The 21,451-nt window shown below is 55.6% G+C and carries 14 protein-coding genes and 1 pseudogene; 12 read left to right on the top strand and 3 right to left on the bottom strand.

What is annotated here, in order from left to right; all coding sequences use genetic code 11:
- Positions 1-14: 14 nt before the first annotated feature.
- Positions 15-1,115 carry a sn-glycerol-3-phosphate ABC transporter ATP-binding protein UgpC gene (gene ugpC / locus LBR61_10135; protein ID MDR1732434.1) on the bottom strand — a complete coding sequence of 367 codons (1,101 nt, stop codon included), beginning with the start codon at positions 1,113-1,115 and terminating at the stop codon, positions 15-17.
- A 162-nt stretch (positions 1,116-1,277) separates the two neighbouring features.
- Here ugpC and LBR61_10130 point away from each other — a divergent pair, with 162 nt between their 5' ends.
- From LBR61_10130 to gnd, 5 genes are all read left to right on the top strand, one after another.
- Positions 1,278-2,558, top strand: a complete 1,281-nt coding sequence (locus LBR61_10130; protein ID MDR1732433.1) for a sugar ABC transporter substrate-binding protein — start codon at positions 1,278-1,280, stop codon at positions 2,556-2,558.
- Between the two features lie 124 nt (positions 2,559-2,682).
- Positions 2,683-3,567, top strand: coding sequence for a sugar ABC transporter permease (locus LBR61_10125; GenBank protein MDR1732432.1), 885 nt, complete (start codon positions 2,683-2,685; stop codon positions 3,565-3,567).
- A 3-nt stretch (positions 3,568-3,570) separates the two neighbouring features.
- Positions 3,571-4,401, top strand: coding sequence for a carbohydrate ABC transporter permease (locus tag LBR61_10120; protein MDR1732431.1), 831 nt, complete (start codon positions 3,571-3,573; stop codon positions 4,399-4,401).
- Positions 4,402-4,451: 50 nt separating this feature from the next.
- Positions 4,452-5,528 (top strand): sugar kinase, encoded by a 1,077-nt coding sequence (locus LBR61_10115; GenBank protein MDR1732430.1) that lies wholly within the window; start codon positions 4,452-4,454, stop codon positions 5,526-5,528.
- Between the two features lie 33 nt (positions 5,529-5,561).
- Entirely contained in the window at positions 5,562-7,016 is a 1,455-nt protein-coding gene (gene gnd / locus LBR61_10110; GenBank protein MDR1732429.1) for a decarboxylating NADP(+)-dependent phosphogluconate dehydrogenase, read from the top strand.
- 54 nt (positions 7,017-7,070) lie between these two features.
- Here gnd and nikR read toward each other — a convergent pair whose 3' ends face one another.
- Entirely contained in the window at positions 7,071-7,481 is a 411-nt protein-coding gene (gene nikR, locus LBR61_10105) for a nickel-responsive transcriptional regulator NikR (GenBank protein ID MDR1732428.1), read from the bottom strand.
- 67 nt (positions 7,482-7,548) lie between these two features.
- Positions 7,549-7,983: a hypothetical protein gene (locus LBR61_10100; protein MDR1732427.1), complete on the bottom strand. Its 435-nt coding sequence runs from the start codon at positions 7,981-7,983 to the stop codon at positions 7,549-7,551.
- A gap of 143 nt (positions 7,984-8,126) precedes the next feature.
- Here LBR61_10100 and LBR61_10095 point away from each other — a divergent pair.
- The 7 genes and pseudogenes from LBR61_10095 (at position 8,127) to LBR61_10065 (ending at position 21,259) form a co-directional block, all read left to right on the top strand.
- Positions 8,127-10,574, top strand: a pseudogene (locus tag LBR61_10095) (AAA family ATPase).
- Between the two features lie 7 nt (positions 10,575-10,581).
- Positions 10,582-11,364, top strand: coding sequence for an endonuclease III (locus LBR61_10090; GenBank protein ID MDR1732426.1), 783 nt, complete (start codon positions 10,582-10,584; stop codon positions 11,362-11,364).
- Positions 11,365-11,481: 117 nt separating this feature from the next.
- Positions 11,482-14,073 carry an adenosylcobalamin-dependent ribonucleoside-diphosphate reductase gene (locus tag LBR61_10085; protein ID MDR1732425.1) on the top strand — a complete coding sequence of 864 codons (2,592 nt, stop codon included), beginning with the start codon at positions 11,482-11,484 and terminating at the stop codon, positions 14,071-14,073.
- Between the two features lie 220 nt (positions 14,074-14,293).
- Complete coding sequence (locus tag LBR61_10080) at positions 14,294-15,442, top strand: hypothetical protein (protein MDR1732424.1); 1,149 nt, start codon at positions 14,294-14,296, stop codon at positions 15,440-15,442.
- Complete coding sequence (locus LBR61_10075; GenBank protein MDR1732423.1) at positions 15,439-18,666, top strand: AAA family ATPase; 3,228 nt, start codon at positions 15,439-15,441, stop codon at positions 18,664-18,666. The genes LBR61_10080 and LBR61_10075 overlap by 4 nt, the downstream gene beginning before the upstream one ends.
- A 100-nt stretch (positions 18,667-18,766) precedes the next feature.
- Positions 18,767-20,053 (top strand): nickel-dependent lactate racemase, encoded by a 1,287-nt coding sequence (gene larA / locus LBR61_10070; GenBank protein ID MDR1732422.1) that lies wholly within the window; start codon positions 18,767-18,769, stop codon positions 20,051-20,053.
- A 36-nt stretch (positions 20,054-20,089) separates the two neighbouring features.
- Positions 20,090-21,259 (top strand): beta-lactamase family protein, encoded by a 1,170-nt coding sequence (locus tag LBR61_10065; protein MDR1732421.1) that lies wholly within the window; start codon positions 20,090-20,092, stop codon positions 21,257-21,259.
- Positions 21,260-21,451: the final 192 nt, after the last annotated feature.

Genomic DNA, 21,451 nt, shown 5'->3' with positions numbered 1-21,451 from the left:
GGAAGGACCGGACGTCAATCCGGATCCACCAGGTTTTTTTCTGTGTCGCTGTCGAAATATTTGATCCTGTGGTTTTTGACGTTCAGCCGGATTCGGTCTCCCGTTCGGGGGGACTGCTCGGAATCCATTTTCGCGATGATTTTCACGCCGGTTTCCTCCATGGTGAGATGCAGGTTGATCTCGCCTCCCAAAGGCTCGGACATGTCCACAACTCCCGTAATTTCCCCCGGGGCGGCGCTGTCCGGAGCGATACAGACGAAATCCTCCGGCCGGATGCCCGCCGTCAGCTTTTTCCCGACGCGGGATTTCAAAAGGTCGATGTGCTCGTCGGCGACTTTGATTCTGCCGAAGCAGGGAACGCCTCCGCGTTCCGTGAGAACGGCCTCGATAAAGTTCATCGGCGGAGTCCCGATAAAACCGGCCACGAATTTGTTGACCGGGTGGTGATAGACGTGCAGGGGAGCGCCGATCTGCTGAACCAGACCGTCCTTCATGACCACGATTTTGTCTCCCATGGTCATGGCCTCCACCTGATCGTGGGTTACGTAAATAATGGTGGCGGAAAGCCTCTTGTGCAGCGCGATGATCTCCGCTCTCATCTGCACCCGGAGTTTCGCGTCCAGGTTCGAGAGGGGCTCGTCGAAAAGAAACACCTTCGGCTGACGCACAATCGCCCGTCCCACCGCGACGCGCTGGCGCTGACCGCCGGAAAGCGCTTTCGGTTTCCGGTCCAGGTAGCGTTCGATGTCCAGAATCCGAGCGGCTTCATGAACGCGGGTATCAATGACGTCTTTTGGAAATTTTTTTATTTTGAGGGCGAAAGCCATATTATCGTATACCGTCATGTGGGGATAAAGCGCGTAGTTCTGAAAAACCATGGCGATGTTTCTGTCCTTGGGCTGAACGTCGTTCATTCGCGCGCCGTCGATAAAAAGTTCTCCTTCACTTATTTCCTCCAGCCCCGCGATCATCCGGAGCGTGGTGGATTTGCCGCAGCCCGAAGGCCCAACGAGCACGACAAATTCCTCGTCATCAATGGTGAGGCAGACGTCGTCGACGGCTTTTACTCCGCCGGGATAAACTTTTCCGATATTTTTGAGCTCCACTCTCGACATGTTTTTCACCTGTATTCGTGAATTAATAAGGGTTTCTGCCGAAATGCGCCGACGGGGAAAAACTTGCTTTTTTACCCCTGTCTCCTATAATAATAAACGCCGTTAAGCACAGAAAGTATAGTTTTTTTCGTTAGGTTTGTCAAAATGAGGAGGAGGTACGGTATGAGAAAGCCAGGATTTGGATCAGTGGTTTTGTTGGCGCTTGTGGTGACGATCCTGTCAGCGTTTGTTTTACCGGCTTCGGCCGCTCAGACGACACTTCGGGTAGTGGCTGTGAACCATCCTTTCATTGAAGCCGTCGCGGAAATGCTTCCGGAGTTCGAAAAGGCCACCGGAATCAAAGTGAGTCTCGAAACCTACGGAGAAGACCAGCTCAACCAGAAACTGACCACCGAATTTACCGCCGGCAGTTCGAACATCGACGTATTTGCCACTCGTCCGCCTCAGGAGGCGAGAATCATGTACCGGAACAAATGGTACGCGGATCTCGCTCCCTACATCGCAAAAACAAAGGATTACGACTTCGAGGATTTCACTCCCGGTTCCCGCGCCGTGGTCACCTTTGACGGCTCTTATGTGACCTCCATTCCGGTTGTGACGGAGTGCCAGGTGGTGTACTACCGCCGGGACCTTCTGGAGGCCAAAGGGCTTGCCGTGCCCAAGACCCTCGACGATCTTTACGCCGCGGCGGAGAAACTCACGGACAAGGATAAGGAAATATACGGTATCGTCATTCGCGGCCAGCGCAGTCCTGCGATTACCCAGTTCTCCAGTTTCCTCTTCAGCTACGGCGGAGACTTCTTCGACCCAGCGACGCGCAAGGCCACGGTGAACACCCCGGAGGCTCTGTCCGCGATCGGGATGTACGGCAGCCTGCTCCGGAACTTTGGACCGGAAGGCGCCCTCAATATGTCGTGGCCTCAGGCGGCGGCAATATTTGCTCAGGGGAAAGCCGCTTTCTGGCTGGACGCCAGCTCTCTTTTCTCGAACGTTCTCGACCCGGCGAAATCCACGGTGGCCGATAAAACGGGAGTGGCCGTGTTCCCGGCGGGACCGAAGGGCTCCAGAATGTACAACATTTGTTCCTGGGGGCTTGCCATGAACAACTCCAGCAAACAAAAAGACGCGGCCTGGCAATTCCTTGAGTACATGACCAACAAAAAGGGCATGACCTACATCCAGGGCTCGAAGAGCAACCAGTGCGCCCGGGTTTCCGTGTGGGGCACCGCCGAAGGCACCAAAAACTTCAATAAGGAATGGGCCGAAGCGGTGAAACTTTCAGCCAACGGAATCGACCACGACAGACCTCAGGTGGTGGCTGTGGGAGAGGCCAGGGACATCATCGGCGAGGCGATCACCGCATCCATCGAAGGCAAGGACTACAAGGCTGTGGCGGCCAGCGCCAACGAACGCTTCCAGCAGCTTCTCGACAGAGAAAAATAAGTTGAAGTAATTTCAGAAAAAGCTCTTCCTGAGGGGAAACGAAGGACGTCACTCCCTTCGGGAAGGGCTTTATGACCTGTTCGTTACCCATATTTATGACTCACTAGGGGAGGCTGTTCGTTTCATGTCTTTTTCCGGTTTTGTGGACAGGCATGCAAAATGGATTTATCCGTCTTTCGCAATCCTGTTCATTTTTGCGATGATGATTTTTCCCCTCGGCTACACGGTTTATAATTCTTTCATGGACTGGAGCCTCACTTACAGTCCGACTCCTGTTTTCACGGGATTCAGCAATTACGTCAAAATTTTCACTTCAGACCCCCGTTTTTGGAATTCCATCTGGGTTACGGTGTATTTTACCGCTTTGGCTATGGTCGTGGAGGTCGTGCTGGGGGTCCTGATCGCCGTCCTTTTCGACGCGAAAGACTTCAGGGGCAGGCGCGCGGTGCGCTCGATCTTCCTGATGTCCATGATGGCGACGCCCGTGGCCGTGGCGATGGTGTGGCTGCTCATGTACGAGCCGACCGCCGGAATCCTGAACTATGCCCTGAGATCTCTGGGTCTTTCCAAATCTTTGTGGATAACGAGCTCCTCCACTGTGGTTCCCGCCCTGGTTCTGGTGGACATATGGGAGTGGACGCCCCTCATCGCGCTGATCGTCATCGCCGGTCTTGCCGGGCTGCCGGCGGAGCCCTACGAGTCCGCCCGGGTGGATGGAGCGGGACCTTTTCAAATTTTTTTCAAAATCACCCTGCCGATGATCGCTCCCGTGGTCAGCGTCGCCGCGCTGCTGCGCCTGATCGACTGCGTGAAAACCTTCGATATCATTTACACGATGACCATGGGGGGGCCCGGGTACAGCTCGGAAAATCTCAATATCTACACGTATCAGACGAGTTTTCAGTATTTCAATTTCGGGTACGCCTCCTCGCTTCTGGTGATTTTCTTTACGCTGGTGCTCGGGTTGAGTTTGATTATCGTAACCCTTCGGAAAAAGCTGGAGGTTTGAAAAATGCCGCAACAACGCAGGATGAAGGGTCGAATTTTAAACGTTCTTTATTTTGTCGTGATGGGTACTTTGGTGTTTTTTTTCATTGCCCCGCTGCTCTGGATGCTTTTTAACTCCTTCAAAACGGCCCTTGACATCGTAAAAATGCCGCCGGCTCTGATTTTTTCGCCCACTCTCGAAAACTATCGCAACGTTTTCGGCGCTCAGAATTTCCTGAAATACATGTGGAACAGCCTTGCCGTGGCGGGTGGGAGCGTCATTATCGGCCTGTTGCTGGGGCTGCCCGCGGCCTTCAGCATCGCGAGGTACAAACAGCACAAACTGGCCGTTCTGATTCTTATATCGCGCATCGTTCCAGGAATTACATTTCTGTTGCCGCTTTTTATCATGTTTCGATTTTTTGGACTGGTGGACACGTATTTTTCTCTGATTCTGAGCCATCTTCTGGTCGGACTCCCCTTTATCGTATGGGTCATGGTCCCGTTTTTTGAGGCCATTCCTCCCGATCTCGTGGATGCCGCCCGGGTGGACGGATGTTCCATAACTCAGACTTTTTTCAGGGTCATTCTGCCCATATCGGGATCCGGCATTGTGACCTGCAGTATTTTGGCTTTTATCTTTTCATGGAACAACTTCATGTTTTCGATTATACTGGCGAGCAACGAGACTAAAACGGTCCCCGTCGCCATTTTCAATTTTATCGCTTTCGCGACTATCGACTGGGGAGGTCTGATGGCGGCATCTGTGGTGATCACTCTGCCCGTGCTGGCCATCACTCTGATTACGCAGAAATATGTCATACGCGGCCTCACGTCCGGAGCGGTCAAAGGATAAAGTCAAAGGATAAAATAGATTTGCGTACCCACCAATCAGGGAGGTAGTGAATGATGGAAATCAAAAAAAACTGTAAAACCAGTCTGCTGACTCCGACGAGCATGGGAGTTCGCATTACGCCCGTCAACAGACAGCCCGTACATACCTCGGACACCTTTCGGATGCAGGCCACCAGCGCCGAGAGCAACGTTCTCTCCATATCCGCGTCTCTGGGGCTGCCCGTAAAGGTACTGACCACCTTCGTGAAGGACAATCCCATAGCGCGCTTCATAAAGGACGACCTCAGAAGCCGGAACATCGCCTTTGAGGGAAAAGACGTCTCTCAGGGCGGTCCCTGGGGATTCCGCCATCAGTTCAACATCGCGGACAGCGGCTTCGGAGTCCGGGGGCCCAGGGTGCACAACGACCGCGCGGGAGAGGTTGGACGCACGCTTTCCATCGGCGATTTCGATATAGACAGAATTTTTGGAGCAGAAGGCGTACAGATCATGCATCTTTCCGGGCTGGTGGGGGCTCTGTCCCCGGAGTGCAGCGAATTTTGCCTCCAGCTTGTGCGGGCCGCGAAAAAATACGGAACGCGGGTTTCCTTCGATCTGAACTACCGGGCCTCTTTCTGGAAGGGACGGGAAAAGGAGCTGGCCGCCGCCTTTCACGAAATCGCGTCCACGGCGGACATCCTGATCGGCAACGAGGAGGACTTTCAGCTCAGCCTCGGCGTGGAGGGTCCCGAAGCGGGAGGAAAAGACCTCGCCGGCAAGATAGAGGGCTTTAAGGAAATGATCGGCAGAGCCGCGGAAAAATATCCCAACGTGCGGGTTTTCGCCACGACCCTGCGCCAGGTGATCTCCGCCAGCGAGCATATGTGGGGGGCGATCATGCGGGCGGAAGGCGCCTGGTATGCGGTCGAGCCCCGTCCCATAGCCATTTTGGACCGCATCGGAGGCGGGGACGGCTTCACCGGAGGTTTGCTGTACGGCATTCTGCGGGGCTGGGAACCGGAAAAATGGCTGCAGTTCGGCTGGGCCTGCGGCGCCCTGGTGGTGACGATGGAGCAGGACTACGGTTTGCCCGTGGATGAAGAGCAGGTCTGGAGCATCTACGAGGGAAACGCCCGCGTGAAGCGGTAGTCCGGACCGGATTTTTCGAAAAGGGGTTGCGAGATGCAGAAAGCGAATATCGGCCTCATCGGACTCGCCGTCATGGGCGAAAATATCGTGATCAACATGGAAAGCAGGGGATTCCGCGTGGCGGTCTTCAATCGCACGGCGGAAAAGGTTCGGGAATTTGTGGAAGGCCGCGCGAAAGGCCTCAATATCGTGGGGACGTATTCTCTGAAGGAGCTGGCGGACCAGCTCGAAAAACCGCGGAGGGTCATGCTCCTCGTCCGGGCGGGGGAGGCGGTGGACTCTTTCATTGATCAGCTTCTGGGCGTGCTGGAGCCGGGCGACCTCATCATCGACGGCGGAAATTCGGAGTTCACGGACACCATTCGCCGGACGAAATACGTGGAAAGCAAAGGGCTGCTCTACATTGGAACGGGAGTTTCCGGAGGCGAGGAGGGCGCTCTGAAGGGTCCCTCAATGATGCCGGGAGGCTCGCCGGCGGCCTGGCCTCTGGTGAAGCCCATTTTCCAGGCCATCTGCGCAAAGGTGGAGGATGGCACGCCCTGCTGCGACTGGGTGGGTGAAAACGGCGCCGGGCATTTCGTGAAAATGGTTCACAATGGCATCGAATACGGAGACATGCAGCTCATCTGCGAGTCCTACCAGTTGATGCGGGACGTTCTCGGCATGACCGCGGACGAAATCCAAAAGGTCTTTGCCGCGTGGAACAGGGAGGAGCTGGACAGCTATCTGATCCAGATCACCCGCGACATTCTGGGCTACAAAGACGCGGACGGGAAACCACTCGTCGATAAAATACTGGATACGGCGGGGCAGAAGGGAACGGGCAAATGGACGAGCATCACCGCGCTTCATGAGGGAGTGCCTCTGACGCTGATCAGCGAGGCGGTCTTCGCCCGCTGTCTGTCCGCTATGAAAGAAGAACGCGTGATTGCCGCGGCGGCCTTTCCAAAATCCATTTCCGCCCCCTTCGAAGGGGACAGGGCCGCGTTTGTGGAAGACATCCGGGCCGCTCTCTACGCCGCGAAGATCGTCTCCTACGCGCAGGGGTTCGCCCTGATGCGGGCGGCGGCGGAGACCTATAAATGGAACCTGAACTACGGCGGCGTCGCTCTGATGTGGAGAGGCGGCTGCATCATCCGTTCCGTTTTTCTGGGCAAAATCCGTGAGGCGTTTGAAAAGAACCATGACCTCGCCAATCTGCTGCTGGATCCTTTCTTCAAAGACAGCGTCGCTCGGCGGGTCTCCGGATGGCGCAACGTGGTTGCCGCGGCGGTGAGGCAGGGCGTTCCCGTTCCGGCGCTTTCCGCGTCGCTGAACTATTTCCACGGCTACACCAGTGAACGCCTGCCCGCAAATCTCCTCCAGGCGCAGCGGGACTACTTCGGCGCCCACACCTACGAACGCGTCGACGCGCCCCGGGGGAAGTTTTTTCACACCAACTGGACCGGTGAGGGCGGAAGCACGGCGGCTACCACCTACGCCGTGTAGCCGGGCAAAAAAAACGGGACCGGGTACTCCTTTTGGGGAGGAAACCCGGTCTTTTTATATGTCCGATGTGATGATCGTGTCGACGCTTTTGAGCCCCCGGATTTTCCCGAGAGCGTCGAGAAAGGTTCGGATTTGAGACGACACGCCCCGCAGCACGATGCACTCCAGACAGGTGTCGTGGGTGATGTGGACGTGGGTGGAGCAGATGACGACTTCTCCGTAATCGTGCTGAACGGCGGTCAGATCTTTCGAAAGCTGAGACGCGTGATGATCGTAGATCAGGGTGACCGTTCCATAGACCTGCCCGTTTTCTTCCCGCCAGCGGTCCTCCGCCAGATAGCCCCGTATGAGCTGGCGGATCACGTCCGAACGGTTTTCTTTGCCGTGCTTTCTCAGCCGGCCGTCGAACTCCGTCAGAACGTCCTCCGGAACGGTCACTCCAAACCGGACGAGTTTTTCCGTCATGATTTTCTCATTCTTTCACGCTCTTCCTTTCGCTCTTTCTTTTTTACTCTCTTCTGTTTTTGTCGCGTTATCGCGGCCACTTCATGTTGCGTACGCTGTCGAACCAGTTTTTTCCTCCGTGGCTTTCATCGCCGGATTTTTTTGAGTCGGCGGGATCTTCGAAGATCGTGGTTCCGTCGTAGCTTCCGGAGGAAGAGGAGGAACTCCAGGTTTTGCCCCCTCTGAGTTTTTCGCAGCAGAACAGCCCGCCTCCGCAGAAAATCGAGATCAGCAGCAGCCAGCCCAAAACCCCCAGAACGAACGAGGGCAGCCGGAACAGTACGAACCAGGCCACGTAAACCAGCAATCCTCCCACCGACAGCATGGCCGGAATGAAAAAAAGCGCCACGAAAGCCCTGTCCCTGAAATCGCATCGGCGCCATTCCTGCAAAAGCGACAGCACTCCGGAAAGCACTGTGGGCGGCCAGATATATTTGAAAAGCGAAGACCATGAAATACGCAATGTCTGCCCCTCCTGAAATTTGTGTGTCGAGATATGTCCTCTGTGGATTATATCTCATAAGAATTCTGGTTTGTAGGTCGGGTGGTTCTAAGGTAGAATTAAAAATATATTTTTAATAACGACATGAAGGCGAGATCGATATGATGAACAGGACAGAAAAATGGAAACTGTCACCCGATAAATTGAGAAAAGTCAAGGTCCCTGAGAGCTGGGGGTTCAAAACGACGGAGGACATTCGTTCTTCACGGGGACTCATCGGTCAGGAAAGGGCCATAGAATCCATTTCCTTCGGGCTCGAAGTGCCGGGAAGAGGGTACAACATTTTTGTCTCGGGACATCCGGGAAGCGGGCGCACCGCCTACGCGCTGGAGCGGCTGAGGGAGCGGGCCAGAAACGCCGCCGCTCCTGACGACTGGGTCTACGTCTACAACTTCGATGAACCGGGGGAGCCCCTGGCGATGCACCTGAACGCCGGTCAGGGCAAACACCTCTGCAAGGCCCTGGAGGAACTCGTCAGCGAACTCAAGGTCACCATCAGCAAGGCCTTCGAAAAAAGTCAGTACGAGGACGCCAAGGCCCAGCACGTCAGAGAATTTCAGGAAAAGGCCGGGGCGATCATGGACGAGCTCAAGGCCTGGTCGGCTCAGAAGGGGTTTTCTCTGAAACGCACCCCTCAGGGATTTGTGAACATCCCTCTGGTGGAGACCCAGGACGAGGAGGGCAAAACCGTCGTTCGGGAAATTCAGCAGGAGGAGTTCGAAGCCCTCAGCGACGAAAAGCAGAAGGAATGGCAGTCCGTTTCCGAGGAGGTCTCTCAGAGAACTCTGACGTCTCTGAGGCAGATTCGGGACATGGAAAAGGATCTGAAGGAAGCCATCGGCAAACTGGAGGCCGAAATTTGCCGGGCGGCCATCACGCCCTGTCTGTCGGACATTCGTGAAAAATATGTGGACAACGAAACCCTCTCGAAGTGGTTCGACCGGCTGACGGAGGACGTCATCAGGAACTTCGGCGCTTTTGTCACATCGGTAAGGGACGAGTCCGCCGAGGTGGATTTCAGCCGCTACACGGCCAACCTCTTCGTCAGCAACGACCCGGACGGAGGGGCCCCCGTCATATGGGAGACAAATCCCACCTACTACAACCTGGTGGGAAAAGTGGAGTACGAAAGCCGTCAGGGCTATCTCTACACGGACTTCCGGCGCATCGTGGCGGGGGCCGTTCATCGGGCCAACGGGGGTTTTCTCGTTCTGGACGCCGAAAAAGTCCTGATGAACTTCATGTCCTGGGAGGCCATCAAGCGGATTATGCGCACCGAAGAGGTGTCCATAGAGAATCTGGGGGAGCAGTATGGCGCCATCCCCGTTTCCTCCCTGCGCCCCACGCCCATCACCGCCAATCTGAAGGTGATCATGGTGGGAATGCCCTGGATGTATGAACTGCTCCAGCACTACGACCCCGAGTTCGGGAAAATCTTCAAAATCCAGGCCAGCTTCGATTTCGACATGCCCCGAAACCGCTCCACGGAAAGGCAGATGGCCTCCTTTATCGCGGCGCTGATCCGGAAGGAAAAGATGCTGCCCTTCGACGCGGGCGCCGTCTCCGAGGTGGTGGAATGGACCAGCCGCGCCGCCGACGATCAGGAACTCATGTCCGTGGAAGCCGGAAAAATCCGGGAACTGATCATGGAGTCCCACACCTGGGCGTCCATCCAGGGCGCGAAGCGAGTGGACCGAACTCACGTGCAAAAAGCGATCTCTCACAAAAAATATCGTTCCTCCCTTTATCAGGACAAGCTGACCCGGGCCTTCGCCACCGGCGTCATTCGGGTGGATACGAAGGGCGAGGCGGTGGGGCAGATCAACGGTCTTTCCGTCATCGATCTGACGGATTACCGCTTTGGACATCCTTCCCGTATTACGGCCAACGTCTATATGGGGCAGTAGGGTGTGGTCAACATCGAGCGGGAGGTCAAGATGACCGGGCCCATTCATAACAAGGGGCTCATGATCCTTTCGAGCTATCTGGGGCGCAAATACGCTCAGGATATGCCGCTGACCCTGTCGGCGCGCATCACCTTCGAGCAGAACTACGGCGGAATCGAGGGAGACAGCGCCTCCTCCACGGAGCTTTACTGTCTGCTCTCCGCCCTTTCCGGCCTGCCTCTGAAGCAGTCCATCGCCGTGACGGGGTCGGTGGACCAGTTCGGCAACATCCAGCCCATCGGAGGCGTCAACGAAAAGATCGAGGGATTTTATGAGTATTGCAAAATCGGCGGACTGACCGGCGAGCAGGGCGTGATGATTCCCCGACAGAACGTGAGGCATCTCATGCTGGACCACGAAGTGCTTCAGTCTGTGGAGGAGGGAAAGTTCTCCGTCTGGTCGGTGTCCACCGTCGACGAGGGAATCGAGCTTCTGACGGGGCTGCGGGCTGGCCGGGAGGGAAAGAACGGAAAGTTCCCCACGGACTCCGTGCACTTCCGGGTGAAGTCCCGCCTGAGAAGGTTCATGGAAGAAGGGGCGAAACTCCGGAAAAAACTGGCCGGGGACGATAACGACAAACCCGCCGGCGATTCCGCTGAGGAGTGAAGGGGTCGTGCTTCCTCCTTCGAAACGCTCCGACGGAGCAAAACAGGAAAAACAGAGAGAAAAGGGAAAAAAGGGAGAAAAGACAATTCCTCTCCCGACCTCCGGAAAGCGGAAATCCTTCCGAACTGCGGGGGAGAAGCTGAACGCGGCGCTGGATCTTCTTGAGTCTCAGTGGCACAATGAGGGCCTTCCTCCGGACCTGCAGCACGAGGAGCCCCTGGACGGTTTGATTCTGACGATCCTCTCCCAGCATACCAACGACCGGAACAGGGACTTCGCCTTCGATCGCCTGAAGGAGCGCTGGCCCTCCTGGGAGGAGACGGCCGCCGCGGGTTACGACGCCCTTGAAGAGGCCATTCGTCCGGCAGGGCTGGCCCCCACAAAGGCCCGGCGCATTTTGGAGGTTCTGGAGATCGTTCGGGCGGATTTCGGCTGTTATTCCATTCTGTCCCTGGTGGAAAAAGGCCGTGACGAGGCCCGACGGTACCTGCTCTCCCTGCCGGGGGTGGGAGCGAAAACCGCGGCGTGCGTGCTGGTGTTCGACATGGGGCTTCCGGCTTTTCCCGTGGATACGCATATTGCCCGAGTTTGCAGACGCCTGGGCCTGGTTCCGGAGGAAACGCCTCCCGAGGAAATCTGCGCCCTGCTGGAGAAGGAAGCGCCTCCCTCCCGCTACCTGGGGGGACACGTCAACATCATCGAACACGGGCGAGCCGTCTGCCGGGCCCGAGGCCCGCTTTGCGGGAAATGCGTCCTGTCGGGCCTGTGCGATTTTCGAAGCGGCAAATAAAAAATCGACAAAAAATCGAGGGTCTCCGAAAAGGAGGTCCTTTTGGTTTTCAGGAGTGTTATATTATACCGGTCACATTACTGTGTGCTTATTTTTCTCTGAATAGGAGTGGCTTATTTGACTCGTTCATTAAAGGAACGGTTTGCCGTTCATTTCCCCTTTGGCGCTTTTGAAACACCCCCTGTGCCTCGTCTCTCGGAAAACGCCATGTGGCTCCTGGAGCAGAGATACTTTGTTCCGCGTTACGACGAGGCGCTCCAGTCTCTGCGCAGGGAAAAAACCTTCGAGGAGTTCGCCCGCCGTGTGGCGAGAACCATTGCCAGCGCGGAAACCTCTTATCTCGACCCCTCCGACCCCGCTTCCCTGGAATGGCTGCAGACCCTCGAAAAGAACATCACCAGCGACATTTTGGGACGTCGCTTTCTCTTCAACTCTCCCTGTCTTTTCAGCGCGGCGGCGGGGCTCACCGTTCTGCCGGAGTTCGCCTCCATCATCTACAGGCCCGTGGAGGCCATGACCTTTGAGGACTACACGCGTCTTTTCGCGTCCCGCACTCAGAGCCAGCAGCTTTTTGCCTGTTTCGTCATCAACGTCCCCGACAGTATCGACGGGATTTTCGAGTCCGTGAAGGATGCCAGCATCATCAGTAAATTCGGCGGCGGAGTGGGCGGAAATTTCGGATGGCTGAGGGAGAGCGGGTCGGAAATTCGGGCGGGAACCGGCGGACACGCTTCGGGACCCGTTTCCTTCATGGAAACCTGGAACACCATGGGAGCCGTGGTCGTACAGGGGGGCAGGCGCCGGGCCGCCCTGATGGGGATGCTTTTCGACAATCACCCGGATATAGAGCGTTTCATCGACGCCAAGACCGAAGATGGCAAACTTTCCTATTTCAATATTTCCGTTGCGATTTCCAATAAACTCATGGAGGCGGCGTCCAGTGACGGAACCTTCGACCTGATTTCCCGGGCAGACGGAACCGTCACCCGAACCATACAGGCCCGGGCGCTCATGGAGCGTATCTGCGAAAGCGCCTGGAAGCGGGGAGACCCCGGGATATTTTTCATCGACAGGGCCCAGCAGGACAACATTCTGAAAATGGACGAAGACTGGGTCATCGAGTCCACCAATCCCTGCGGGGAGCAGCCTCTTCCCAACTACACGAGCTGCAACCTGGGTTCCATCAACGTGGAGCCCTTCGTCGACAGGGAGGGAAAATTCGACTGGAAAGAGTTTAAGAATCAGGTGGTCCGGTCCGTCTATTATCTGGACCTGGTCATCGATGCCTGCAGCTATCCTCTGGAAAAAATCGGAACGCGCACCCGCAAAATACGTCCTGTGGGGCTGGGAATCATGGGCCTGGCGGATGCCGCCATCCTGCAGAAAATCGTCTACGGCAGTCCGGAATTTTACGATTACTGCGAAAAACTCAGCGGCACTATGGCCATGGAGGCGCTTCTGGCGACCACTCAAATCGTCAGCGACGCGGGCAAGGAGCCCTTCCCGGAGTCCTGTCTGGTTCGAGAACTGTTCGACAGCTTCAGAGGCAGAATTGAGGATGGAGAACGCCTCTTCGCCGAGGGAGTCCTGTTCAGCGACGAATGGTTCCAGCTTCTTTCGGAGGAAGAGTACGACCAGCTCCTGGCCCGTATGCGGCAGGGCGATCTGATCCCCCGCACTCTGGTCAGCACCCTGATGGAATTTCGCAGGCCCGACAGCGGATACGGCTTCGCAGAGGCAAAAACGGCTCTCAGGCGCCTGGTTCAGGGACAAATGCGCAACAGCCGCCGTCTTTCCATCGCGCCCACCGGGTCCATCTCCATGATTCTGGACGCCAGCTCCGGAATCGAACCCAACTTCGCCTGGTCCTGGAACCGGTATATCGCAAAAGTGGACGGTGTGGGAACGGAGACGCGGGAATTCTGGCACAAGCTGCTCTCCGAGGAACAGAGAATCGAATACAAAAAGACAAACCACCTCTCGAACAGCGTTTACGTCACGGCTTACGACATCTCCACCCAGCAGCACGTGGACGTGACCGGCATCTTCGCCCGTCTGGTGGACTCGGGAGTCAGCAAGACGGTAAATCTTCCCAACAGCGCCACCATTGACGACGTCCGCCAGGTTTACGAGACCTGTTACCGTCTGGGCTGCAAGGGCATTACCATCTACCGGGACGGCTCCCGGTCCTACCAGCCCATCGAGATCAAAAAGAGCGAAGAAAATGGAGAATCCGAAGGAACGGGCCGAGTCAAGGAACGTCCCGGGCTGATCGTATTCGGCAAGACGATCAAGGAAAGCACTCCCTGGGGGAGCATATACGTCACCCTCAACTTCGACGGAAACGATCCCTTCGAAATTTTCATCACCATCGGAAAGAGCGGTTCGGAGCTCAAGGCCATGACTGAGGCTCTGTCCAGGGCCATCTCCATCGGACTTCGCTCCGGAAGCAAGCTGGAAGATTTCATCGCCACGCTGAAAGGGCTTTCCGGCAAGGAGTACTGGATGTTCGGCTTCGACGAGTCCCACGTGGCCCGGTCCATCCCGGACGCCATCGCCCTGCTCCTGGAAAAACTGATCGAGAAGGGAGACTCCGCATCGTCTTCTCACCACGCGGGAGCCGCGGTCTGTCCGGAGTGCAGGGCCCCTCTGGAGATGATTTCGGGCTGCGCCTACTGTTTCAGCTGTGGTTACAGTCCCTGTAAATAAAAACCAAAGCTAAAAGCCAAAAGAAGGGCCTGAAGGGGAACTTTTTCCTTTTCAGGCCTTTTTATATACACTATTTCCATAATAGTCTGATATTCCCAAGTCCTTCCCATTAATAAAAATAAAGGTTAGAATTTAAAAGTTGATTTTTAATTATTTTTTCATACTATAGTGAAGCTATTGAAGCAGGCATGTATATTTGTTCATGAATGGAGGCTTTTTTGTGGACGCTGCGCTTTCCGGCGGACGGTCCGAGGATCGGGCATCAGAAAACGCCATATGTTTTCTTCACGCGGCGGACCTTCGTCCGGATGCTCCCTTCTCCGGAGGGCCCGGCCTTGAGGACGTCCTCTTTCGCCTGCGGGATATTCCCTGGGAAGCGCTGGGCCGTCTCGTGGATTACGCCATAGCGGAAAAAGTGGATTTCGCGGTTTTGAGCGGAGTTCTTCATGATCCTTCCCTGTGCAGCGTGAGAACCCGTTTTTTGCTGCTGGAACAGTTTGACCGGCTGGCCGGAGCGCAAATTTCCTGTTACGTCGAGGAGCAGGAGCGGGTGTTTCTGTTCGGCGCAGGGGAAACGGAAAAGCCGGAAGAAGCGACAAAGATCGACAGGCCCTGTTTTTCCTTCGTCCGTCCGATCGATGAATTGCCGGCGGCCTTCCCCGTACTGTCCACCGCGCTGAAGGAAGAACTCGCCTCTTCTCCCGGTCCTCTGCAGGGACGGGGCCTGAATGAAGCCGGACCTCACGGAGCCTGGCGAGTCACGCTGAAGGGAGACGGGACTCTGGAAAGGCAGTTTGTGGAGTTGGACGCCCTTCGTCTGGAAACCTGGGAGGAGAAAATCGATTTTGAAACCGAAGATGCAGCCGCGGCGTTTCTGGTCTCTTTGAAGGAGCGTTTTCGAGCCTTGGGACGCCCCCTGGCGCTGCGGCTTAAAATAGTGGGGAAATTTCCCCCTGACAGAGAGCTCGCCGAAGAAAAAGAAGGCGAATCGTCTCTGAAAAACGTGGAAAAATGGATAAAATTTTTCAATGAGGATGAAGCTCTGAAGAAAAATTTTGTGATTCTCGACTGGATCGACTGGACGGAGACGGAGCTTTCGAAGGAGGCGATTTCTTCCGCGGACGGAGACCTTCCGGAAGGGGGAAGCGACGACCTGCTCTCCGATTTTCGCGGAGAAATCTCGTTTTTCACGTCGAAAATCGATTCCCGACTGGCGCTTTACGATGTTCTGAAGGAAAAGGGCCTCCTCAAACGCGTTTTGGCGGATGAAGGAACAGCCCCTCTGCTGGAGGAAATGACGGAGGCCGATATGGACAAAATTTTGCGAAACGCCTGCGGAAGACTGAGCAGGGAAATCTCGGAAGAATGAGATTCTCGGAGTTCGCGATGGAGGGCGTCGGACATCTGCACCGGGTGGAGGGGAGGTTCGCTCCGCGGCTGACGGTTCTGCATGGTCCCAACGAAAGCGGCAAGACGACTCTTCTCAATTTTATACGCAAAATTCTGTTTTACAGAAAATCGGAATTTTTACCCGGCGTTTCCGGTCATCTTCTGGTGTCCATGGACGATGGAAGGACCCTGAGACTGGAAAGCACCCGACGGAAGCACCTCATTGGCGACGGCTCCGTCATGACGCCTCTGCGGGAAAATTTTCTTCCGGTGGGAATTGGAGTTTTCGAGCGCATTTTTGCGGTGGGACTGGACGACCTGCAGTCTCCCCGTCATTTCGACGACGACGAAGTTCAGGACCGATTCTTCTCCGCGGAAGCGGGACTGGGAGCTCTGTCGCTGGCCCGGTTTCTGACCCGCATGGAGACTCTGGAAAAAGAGCTTTGCGTTCCGGGAGACCGATCCGGCGGCCTCCTCAACAGAATTTTCGACGAAATTCGCGCCAACGAAGAAGAAATCGCGGCCTGGCAGAGAGAAAACGGCAGACTTCTGGAAGCGGAAAAAGAACTGAAGGCCAGGCGCGTCGCTTTGGGAGAGACGAGACGGCAGCTCTCAGAAGCCCGGCAGAAAAGGGCGTTTCTCGACGTGATCACCCGGGCGCGGCCCCTCTGGCTGGAAATCCGCGAAACGGAAAGCGCCCTGTCTCAAATTCCTCTGCCGCCAGGGCCCATACCACCCGACGGCCTTTTGCGTCTGGAGGACCTCGTGAGCAGGGTGAAAACCCTGCGGGAACGGGTGAAGGAACTGAGGCGGAAGGAAAAACAGGAGCGTCTGCGCTGTTCGCAGATGAGCAACAGCCCGCTGATGAGCCTTTTGACGTACCGGGAAGAGCTGGAATCCCTTGAAGGAGAAAAGGAAAAAATCCTCCGGATAACCGGAGAAATTCCCCCTCTGGAGATGGAGGTTTCGGAAAAGGAAACTCTGTTGAAGCTGGCGCTCCGGACTTTCGCCCCTCACTGGGGCGAAACGGATCTTGCCGAAGCGGACCTTTCTCTTGTCTCCGAGCAAAAGGCGAGACAGTATGAAGAGAATCGAAAATCTCTTCTTGAGCGAAAATATGCCCTTCTCAGAGAACTGGAGTCGGAGGCTGAGCGGCGTCGGACGCTGGAAATGGAGCTGCGCCTGGCCCTTGACCGGATGAAGGAACCCGAAACGGCCTCCGAGGTTTTCCAGAAACGCAGGGATTTATTTTTTGTGATTCGAGGGGATTTGCTTCATAACGATGCCGTTTATCAGGAAATTCGGGGAGAAAAAATTCGTCTGGAGGCCATTGAGGAGGAGATGCAGATCGACGCGAACCCTCCCGTGTTTCGAAAGCCCTGGGTTCCCGCCCTGCTGCTGGTATTTCTCGTGTTCCTGGCGGGGGTGGCCGTGGTTCTGGGGTATCTGGAGCCCCGTCTGCGCCCCTGGAATTTTTACGGCGCCGGTTTTTTCATGCTGACCGCTCTCGCTCCCGTCCTTTTGATCTTCGGAGAAAAAAGGGAACACCTCAAACAGGTGAATCAGTGGGAGGAAAGATATGAGCGACGGTGCGAGACCATTGAACACATTGAGGATGACATTGAGTCGTTGCGCCTGGAGATGCGGAGCGTGGCGGCTTCCATCGAAGAAAATTCCAAAATTCTGGGCATTCGTGTTCCTTCTTCACTGGACGGGTTGGACGCCGTTTTCGAAACGCTGGAGGAAGAACGAAGCCTTTTGCGCCGTCATCAGGATCTGACGGAGGAAAGCGAACGCCTCTCTCAGGCTTTGGTGGAATCGGAGGGGCGCAGGGAGTCCTTCGAAAACGATCTGAGCCTTTTGGAGAAAGAATTCAGGGCCTGGGAAGAGGAATGGCGGACATGGCTGCGGAGCGGTCGTTTCAACGAGGAACTGACCCCCGAAACCTTTTTGTCCTTTTTGAGCCAGGCTCAGGAGGCGGTCAAAGATCTGCAGACCCTTCAGGAGGTGCGGAACCGCCTGGCGGAACGCAGAAAATACGCGGAAGAGGCCAACGCCCGCACAGGGGCTTTGGGGAGGAAAATGGGGCTGGACCTGGACGAGGAGACTTTCCCCGTCGTCCTTCATTCGCTCAAAGAGGCTCTGGAGATGAAACTGCGGCTGGAGGAGGCGTCGGGAACGCTGCAGCTTATCGGGGAAGAAAAAGTTCAGGCCGAAAAGGAGCTCGATACCCTGGAAAAAGCTCTTCGAAAACTTTGCGACGATGCCGGAGCGGAGGACGAGGTTGCTTTTCGGGTTTTTGCCGGCCAGAGCGCCCAACGTCAGACTCTTGAAGCCCGCCTCTCCGAAGCGAAACGCCTCCTGCAGGGAATAACGGGAGGGGAGGGCGCGATCGAGCCCGCCTGGGAGAGGGAATTTTTGGCGAGCGCGACGGATCAGGTTTCGGAGATGGAACAGCTTCGTTTACAGGCCGAGAATTTCGAGGACATGCTGAAAGAACTGAGCGGCTCCTGTTCCGCCATGGAAAAGCGGCTGGCGGATACGGCCATGAACGAAAGACTCTTCGACCTTCGGCAGAAAAACGAAATACTGCGATTTCGAAGCAGAGAAGTTTTCAGAGAGTGGATCTCGGTGATTCTGACGCGGCATTTTACCGAAAAAGCCCGGGAGCGTCACGAAAAGAATCGTCACCCCACCGTCACCCGTCAGGCGGAAAACATTCTGGCCGATATTCTGGGCACGGATGCCGGAAGATGGGGGATGCTTTTCAGTTCAGAAGGTCCGGAATCCGCTTCCGATTCCGAAAAGGAAAACGATCTGCTCCTGGAGCGTCAAACCGGAATAAAACTGAATGAGAACGTCTGGAGCTCCGGACTGGCGGATCAGGTCTGGCTCTCTCTCCGGCTGGCGATGGCGGCCCGTCAGGCGGAAATATCGGAGTCCATCCCGGTGGTGCTGGATGACATTCTGGTGCGCTTCGACGAAGAACGTCAACGGGGCGCTCTGGAGGCTCTGTGGAAACTTTCCGAAGGCCTTCAGGTCATCCTTCTGACCTGCCACCGGTCCACGGCTGAAATGTTCCGCTCCAGACTCGAAAAAGAGAAGGGCTTCGCTCTCATCGAACTGGACTCGGGCAGAAGCCGGGAGCGGACGGTTCCCCTTCGAAGGGTCCGTCGGGCAAAAACGAAACGCCGGCCCGAATAGCCCGACGGAAATTGATAAATTTGACCTGATTCTTATTTGACCTTTTGAACGCAAATCAGCTATACTTCAATCACCGGGAGTCAGAAACAATTTGGCGGATGTGATGTTTGTGCTGCAGTGGATCAGCTACGGTAAAGATGTCATTGAATTTGATCTGCCCGATGACTGCGAGTGTTTTGAAATAGAGCCCAACCGGATAAAGGCGGCTTCAGAACCGTTGTTGGAGGTTGAGAACGCACTGAATGCCCCGATCGGCGTCAGGCTTGAAGATTTGATCGCCCCCGGGAAGCGGGTTTGTATTATAAGTGACGACATCTCCCGGCCTACGCCTGTGTGGTTGATTTTGAGGTCTCTCCTGCCCAGGCTTGAGGCCCTGGGTACGAGAAGAGAAGATATTTTCTTCGTTCTGGCGCTGGGAAGCCACAGAAAAATGGAATCACGGGAAATTTGCGAAAAGCTGGGGGAAGAAGTCCTCAGCGAATATCGGGTTTTACAGTCCTCCTTTACAGATCCGAACAGTCTTATACTTGTTGGGACAACGGAAAACGGCATAGGAATCGAAGTGTACCGCGATGTCATGGACAGCGACGTGCGGATTGGCATAGGAAACATAGCGCCCCACGGAACGCTGGGTTGGTCGGGCGGCGCCAAAATCCTCTTTCCCGGCGTTACGTCGGAGCGCACCGTGTCCCGTTTCCACATGAAAGCGGCCATGTTGAGCAACAGTTATTTTGGCGATGCGGACAACCCCGTTCGTCATGACATTGAGCAGTGGGCCGAAACGATTGGGCTGCACTTTATCGTCAACACCGTTTTGCTGGGAGGGGGAGAAATCTATCGCGTGGTTGCGGGCCACCCCGTCCTGGCCCATCGGAAAGGCGTTTCCTTCGGCAGGGAAGTTTACTTTGTCAAAGCGCCTCATCGGGCCGACATCGTTCTTGTAGATTCTCACCCCTCCGACGGCGACTTTTGGCAGGGCACCAAGGGCTTTTACCCGTCGGATATTTTGCTGCGCGATGGAGGTACATCCCTGTTGGTGGCTCCATGCTATGAGGGAGAAGGACCGCATCCCATATATGCCCGGATGATAGGCGACGACAACGCCGAAACCGTTTTGGAGGCGCTTTGCCAGGACGGGAAAACGGAAAATTGGGACCCGCTGGCGGTGGCGGTGGGTGCACAGCTTTCCCGAATGAGAAGGCGGTACCACATGTCCATGTACACAAACGGCTTGCCGGACGAAGTGCTTGCCCGGGCGAAAATCCGCAGAGTACGGGACATCGGGCGGGAGCTTGCGCGCCTGTTGAACCGATACGGCGAAGGAGCGCGCCTGGCGATTGTTCGCTGCGGCGCGGAGGTCGTGCCGGAAATTTCGGAATCTCCATGAAAATGACGGTGAAATAAATGAAATAAGGGTGATATTGTGAAAAGAATCATAGAGGGCTTCTCTTACAGCGCGGAACTGCTGAAACGTTTTACCTGTTCGGGAGTGGCAGTCGGAGTCGCCGCAATGGTCATGAAAAAGGGTGAGACCGTTTTCTGCGATTACAGCGGTTATGCCGACCTTGCCAACAGGATTCCTGTTGGAGAGGACACCATTTACCGAATTTTTTCTATGACCAAGCCCGTGACCGTAGTCGCTTTGCTCAAACTTTATGAGCAGGGTTATTTTCGTATGTTCGACCCTGTTTCAAAATTCCTGCCTCAATTTGGCGAGACGCGATATTATCATCCCAACAGCTTCAGCGGCTTCGAGGTGCGGAAATCTGACATCCCGCTTGAGATCGGGCATCTCTTTACGATGACCGCGGGATTACCATACCCTGTGGCGAAGTATCCGAGCTGCGCACGTTATAAGGAAGTGGATATCCCGCCTTACGGGGGCGATTTTCCGATGGAAAAACTGCTGGAGGAATTGGGAGCGGAACCCCTGTCCTGCGCGCCGGGGTCGCGCTTTCTCTACGGTTACGGCACCGACGTGCTGGGCGGCGTTCTGGAAGCCATCACGGGGATGCGGCTGGGAGATTTTATGCGGCGTGAGATTTTCGAACCGCTGGGCATGAAAGATACCGGCTTTTATTTGAACGAGGAACAGGCCAGCCGCCTGTCCGGGATTTACGAAAAAGGGGAGGACGGCGCGTGGCGGGAGGCCGTGAGCTATATGAGGCCGCCCCTCGTCCGGCCTTCTTTTGAGTCCGGAGGCGCCGGATTGTACAGTACGATGCAGGATTACAACATATTTGCGCAGATGCTGCTGAAAGGGGGCAGCTATGAAGGCGCGCGCATTTTAGGCCGCAATACCGTCCGGTTTATGTCATCCAACCACCTGACGCCGGCTCAGCTTGCTGCGCACAGCACGCAAAAACAGCGGGGCTACGGCTATGGCCTGGGTGTACGGGTTTTGACGGACCCGGCGCAGGCCGGATTGAACTGTCTGCCTGGGGAATTCGGCTGGAGCGGCGCTGCAGGCACCTGGTTCTGTGTGGATCCCAATTTCGATATGACGGCGCTGCTCATGGTTCAGAGGATTCCGGGAGACAGCCTGGAACTGTCGCTGCCTTTTATGGCTGGTATTTACGCTAATTTAGATTGACGCAGAACTGACAAGAGAACTAATTTCATTCTTGACATTTTTTTCCGGTGAAACTATGCTGTTGCGACGCAAGCTTGGTTTTTATAGCGGATTGTGTAATCGTGTACTGAAAAAAGACGCTTAACACTGGTAAATGACGCACAAAAATTTATACAGAAAAGAGCCAGCGGCTCTAATGTGAGGGGAGGTGAT

It is taken from the genome of Synergistaceae bacterium (assembly GCA_031272035.1).
In the GTDB taxonomy this organism is placed as follows: Bacteria; Synergistota; Synergistia; order Synergistales; family Aminobacteriaceae; genus JAISSA01.
The sequence above is the reverse complement of the archived record's forward strand: the minus strand, read 5'-3'. Positions and strand labels throughout refer to the sequence as shown.

Bases quoted from the DNA above. Each gene is read 5' to 3' on its own strand.
- ugpC (MDR1732434.1), bottom strand. From the start codon at position 1,115: ATGTCGAGAGTGGAGCTCAAAAATATCGGAAAAGTTTATCCCGGCGGA.
- LBR61_10130 (MDR1732433.1), top strand. From the start codon at position 1,278: ATGAGAAAGCCAGGATTTGGATCAGTGGTTTTGTTGGCGCTTGTGGTG.
- LBR61_10125 (MDR1732432.1), top strand. From the start codon at position 2,683: ATGTCTTTTTCCGGTTTTGTGGACAGGCATGCAAAATGGATTTATCCG.
- LBR61_10120 (MDR1732431.1), top strand. From the start codon at position 3,571: ATGCCGCAACAACGCAGGATGAAGGGTCGAATTTTAAACGTTCTTTAT.
- LBR61_10115 (MDR1732430.1), top strand. From the start codon at position 4,452: ATGATGGAAATCAAAAAAAACTGTAAAACCAGTCTGCTGACTCCGACG.
- gnd (MDR1732429.1), top strand. From the start codon at position 5,562: ATGCAGAAAGCGAATATCGGCCTCATCGGACTCGCCGTCATGGGCGAA.
- nikR (MDR1732428.1), bottom strand. From the start codon at position 7,481: ATGACGGAAAAACTCGTCCGGTTTGGAGTGACCGTTCCGGAGGACGTT.
- LBR61_10075 (MDR1732423.1), top strand. From the start codon at position 15,439: ATGAGATTCTCGGAGTTCGCGATGGAGGGCGTCGGACATCTGCACCGG.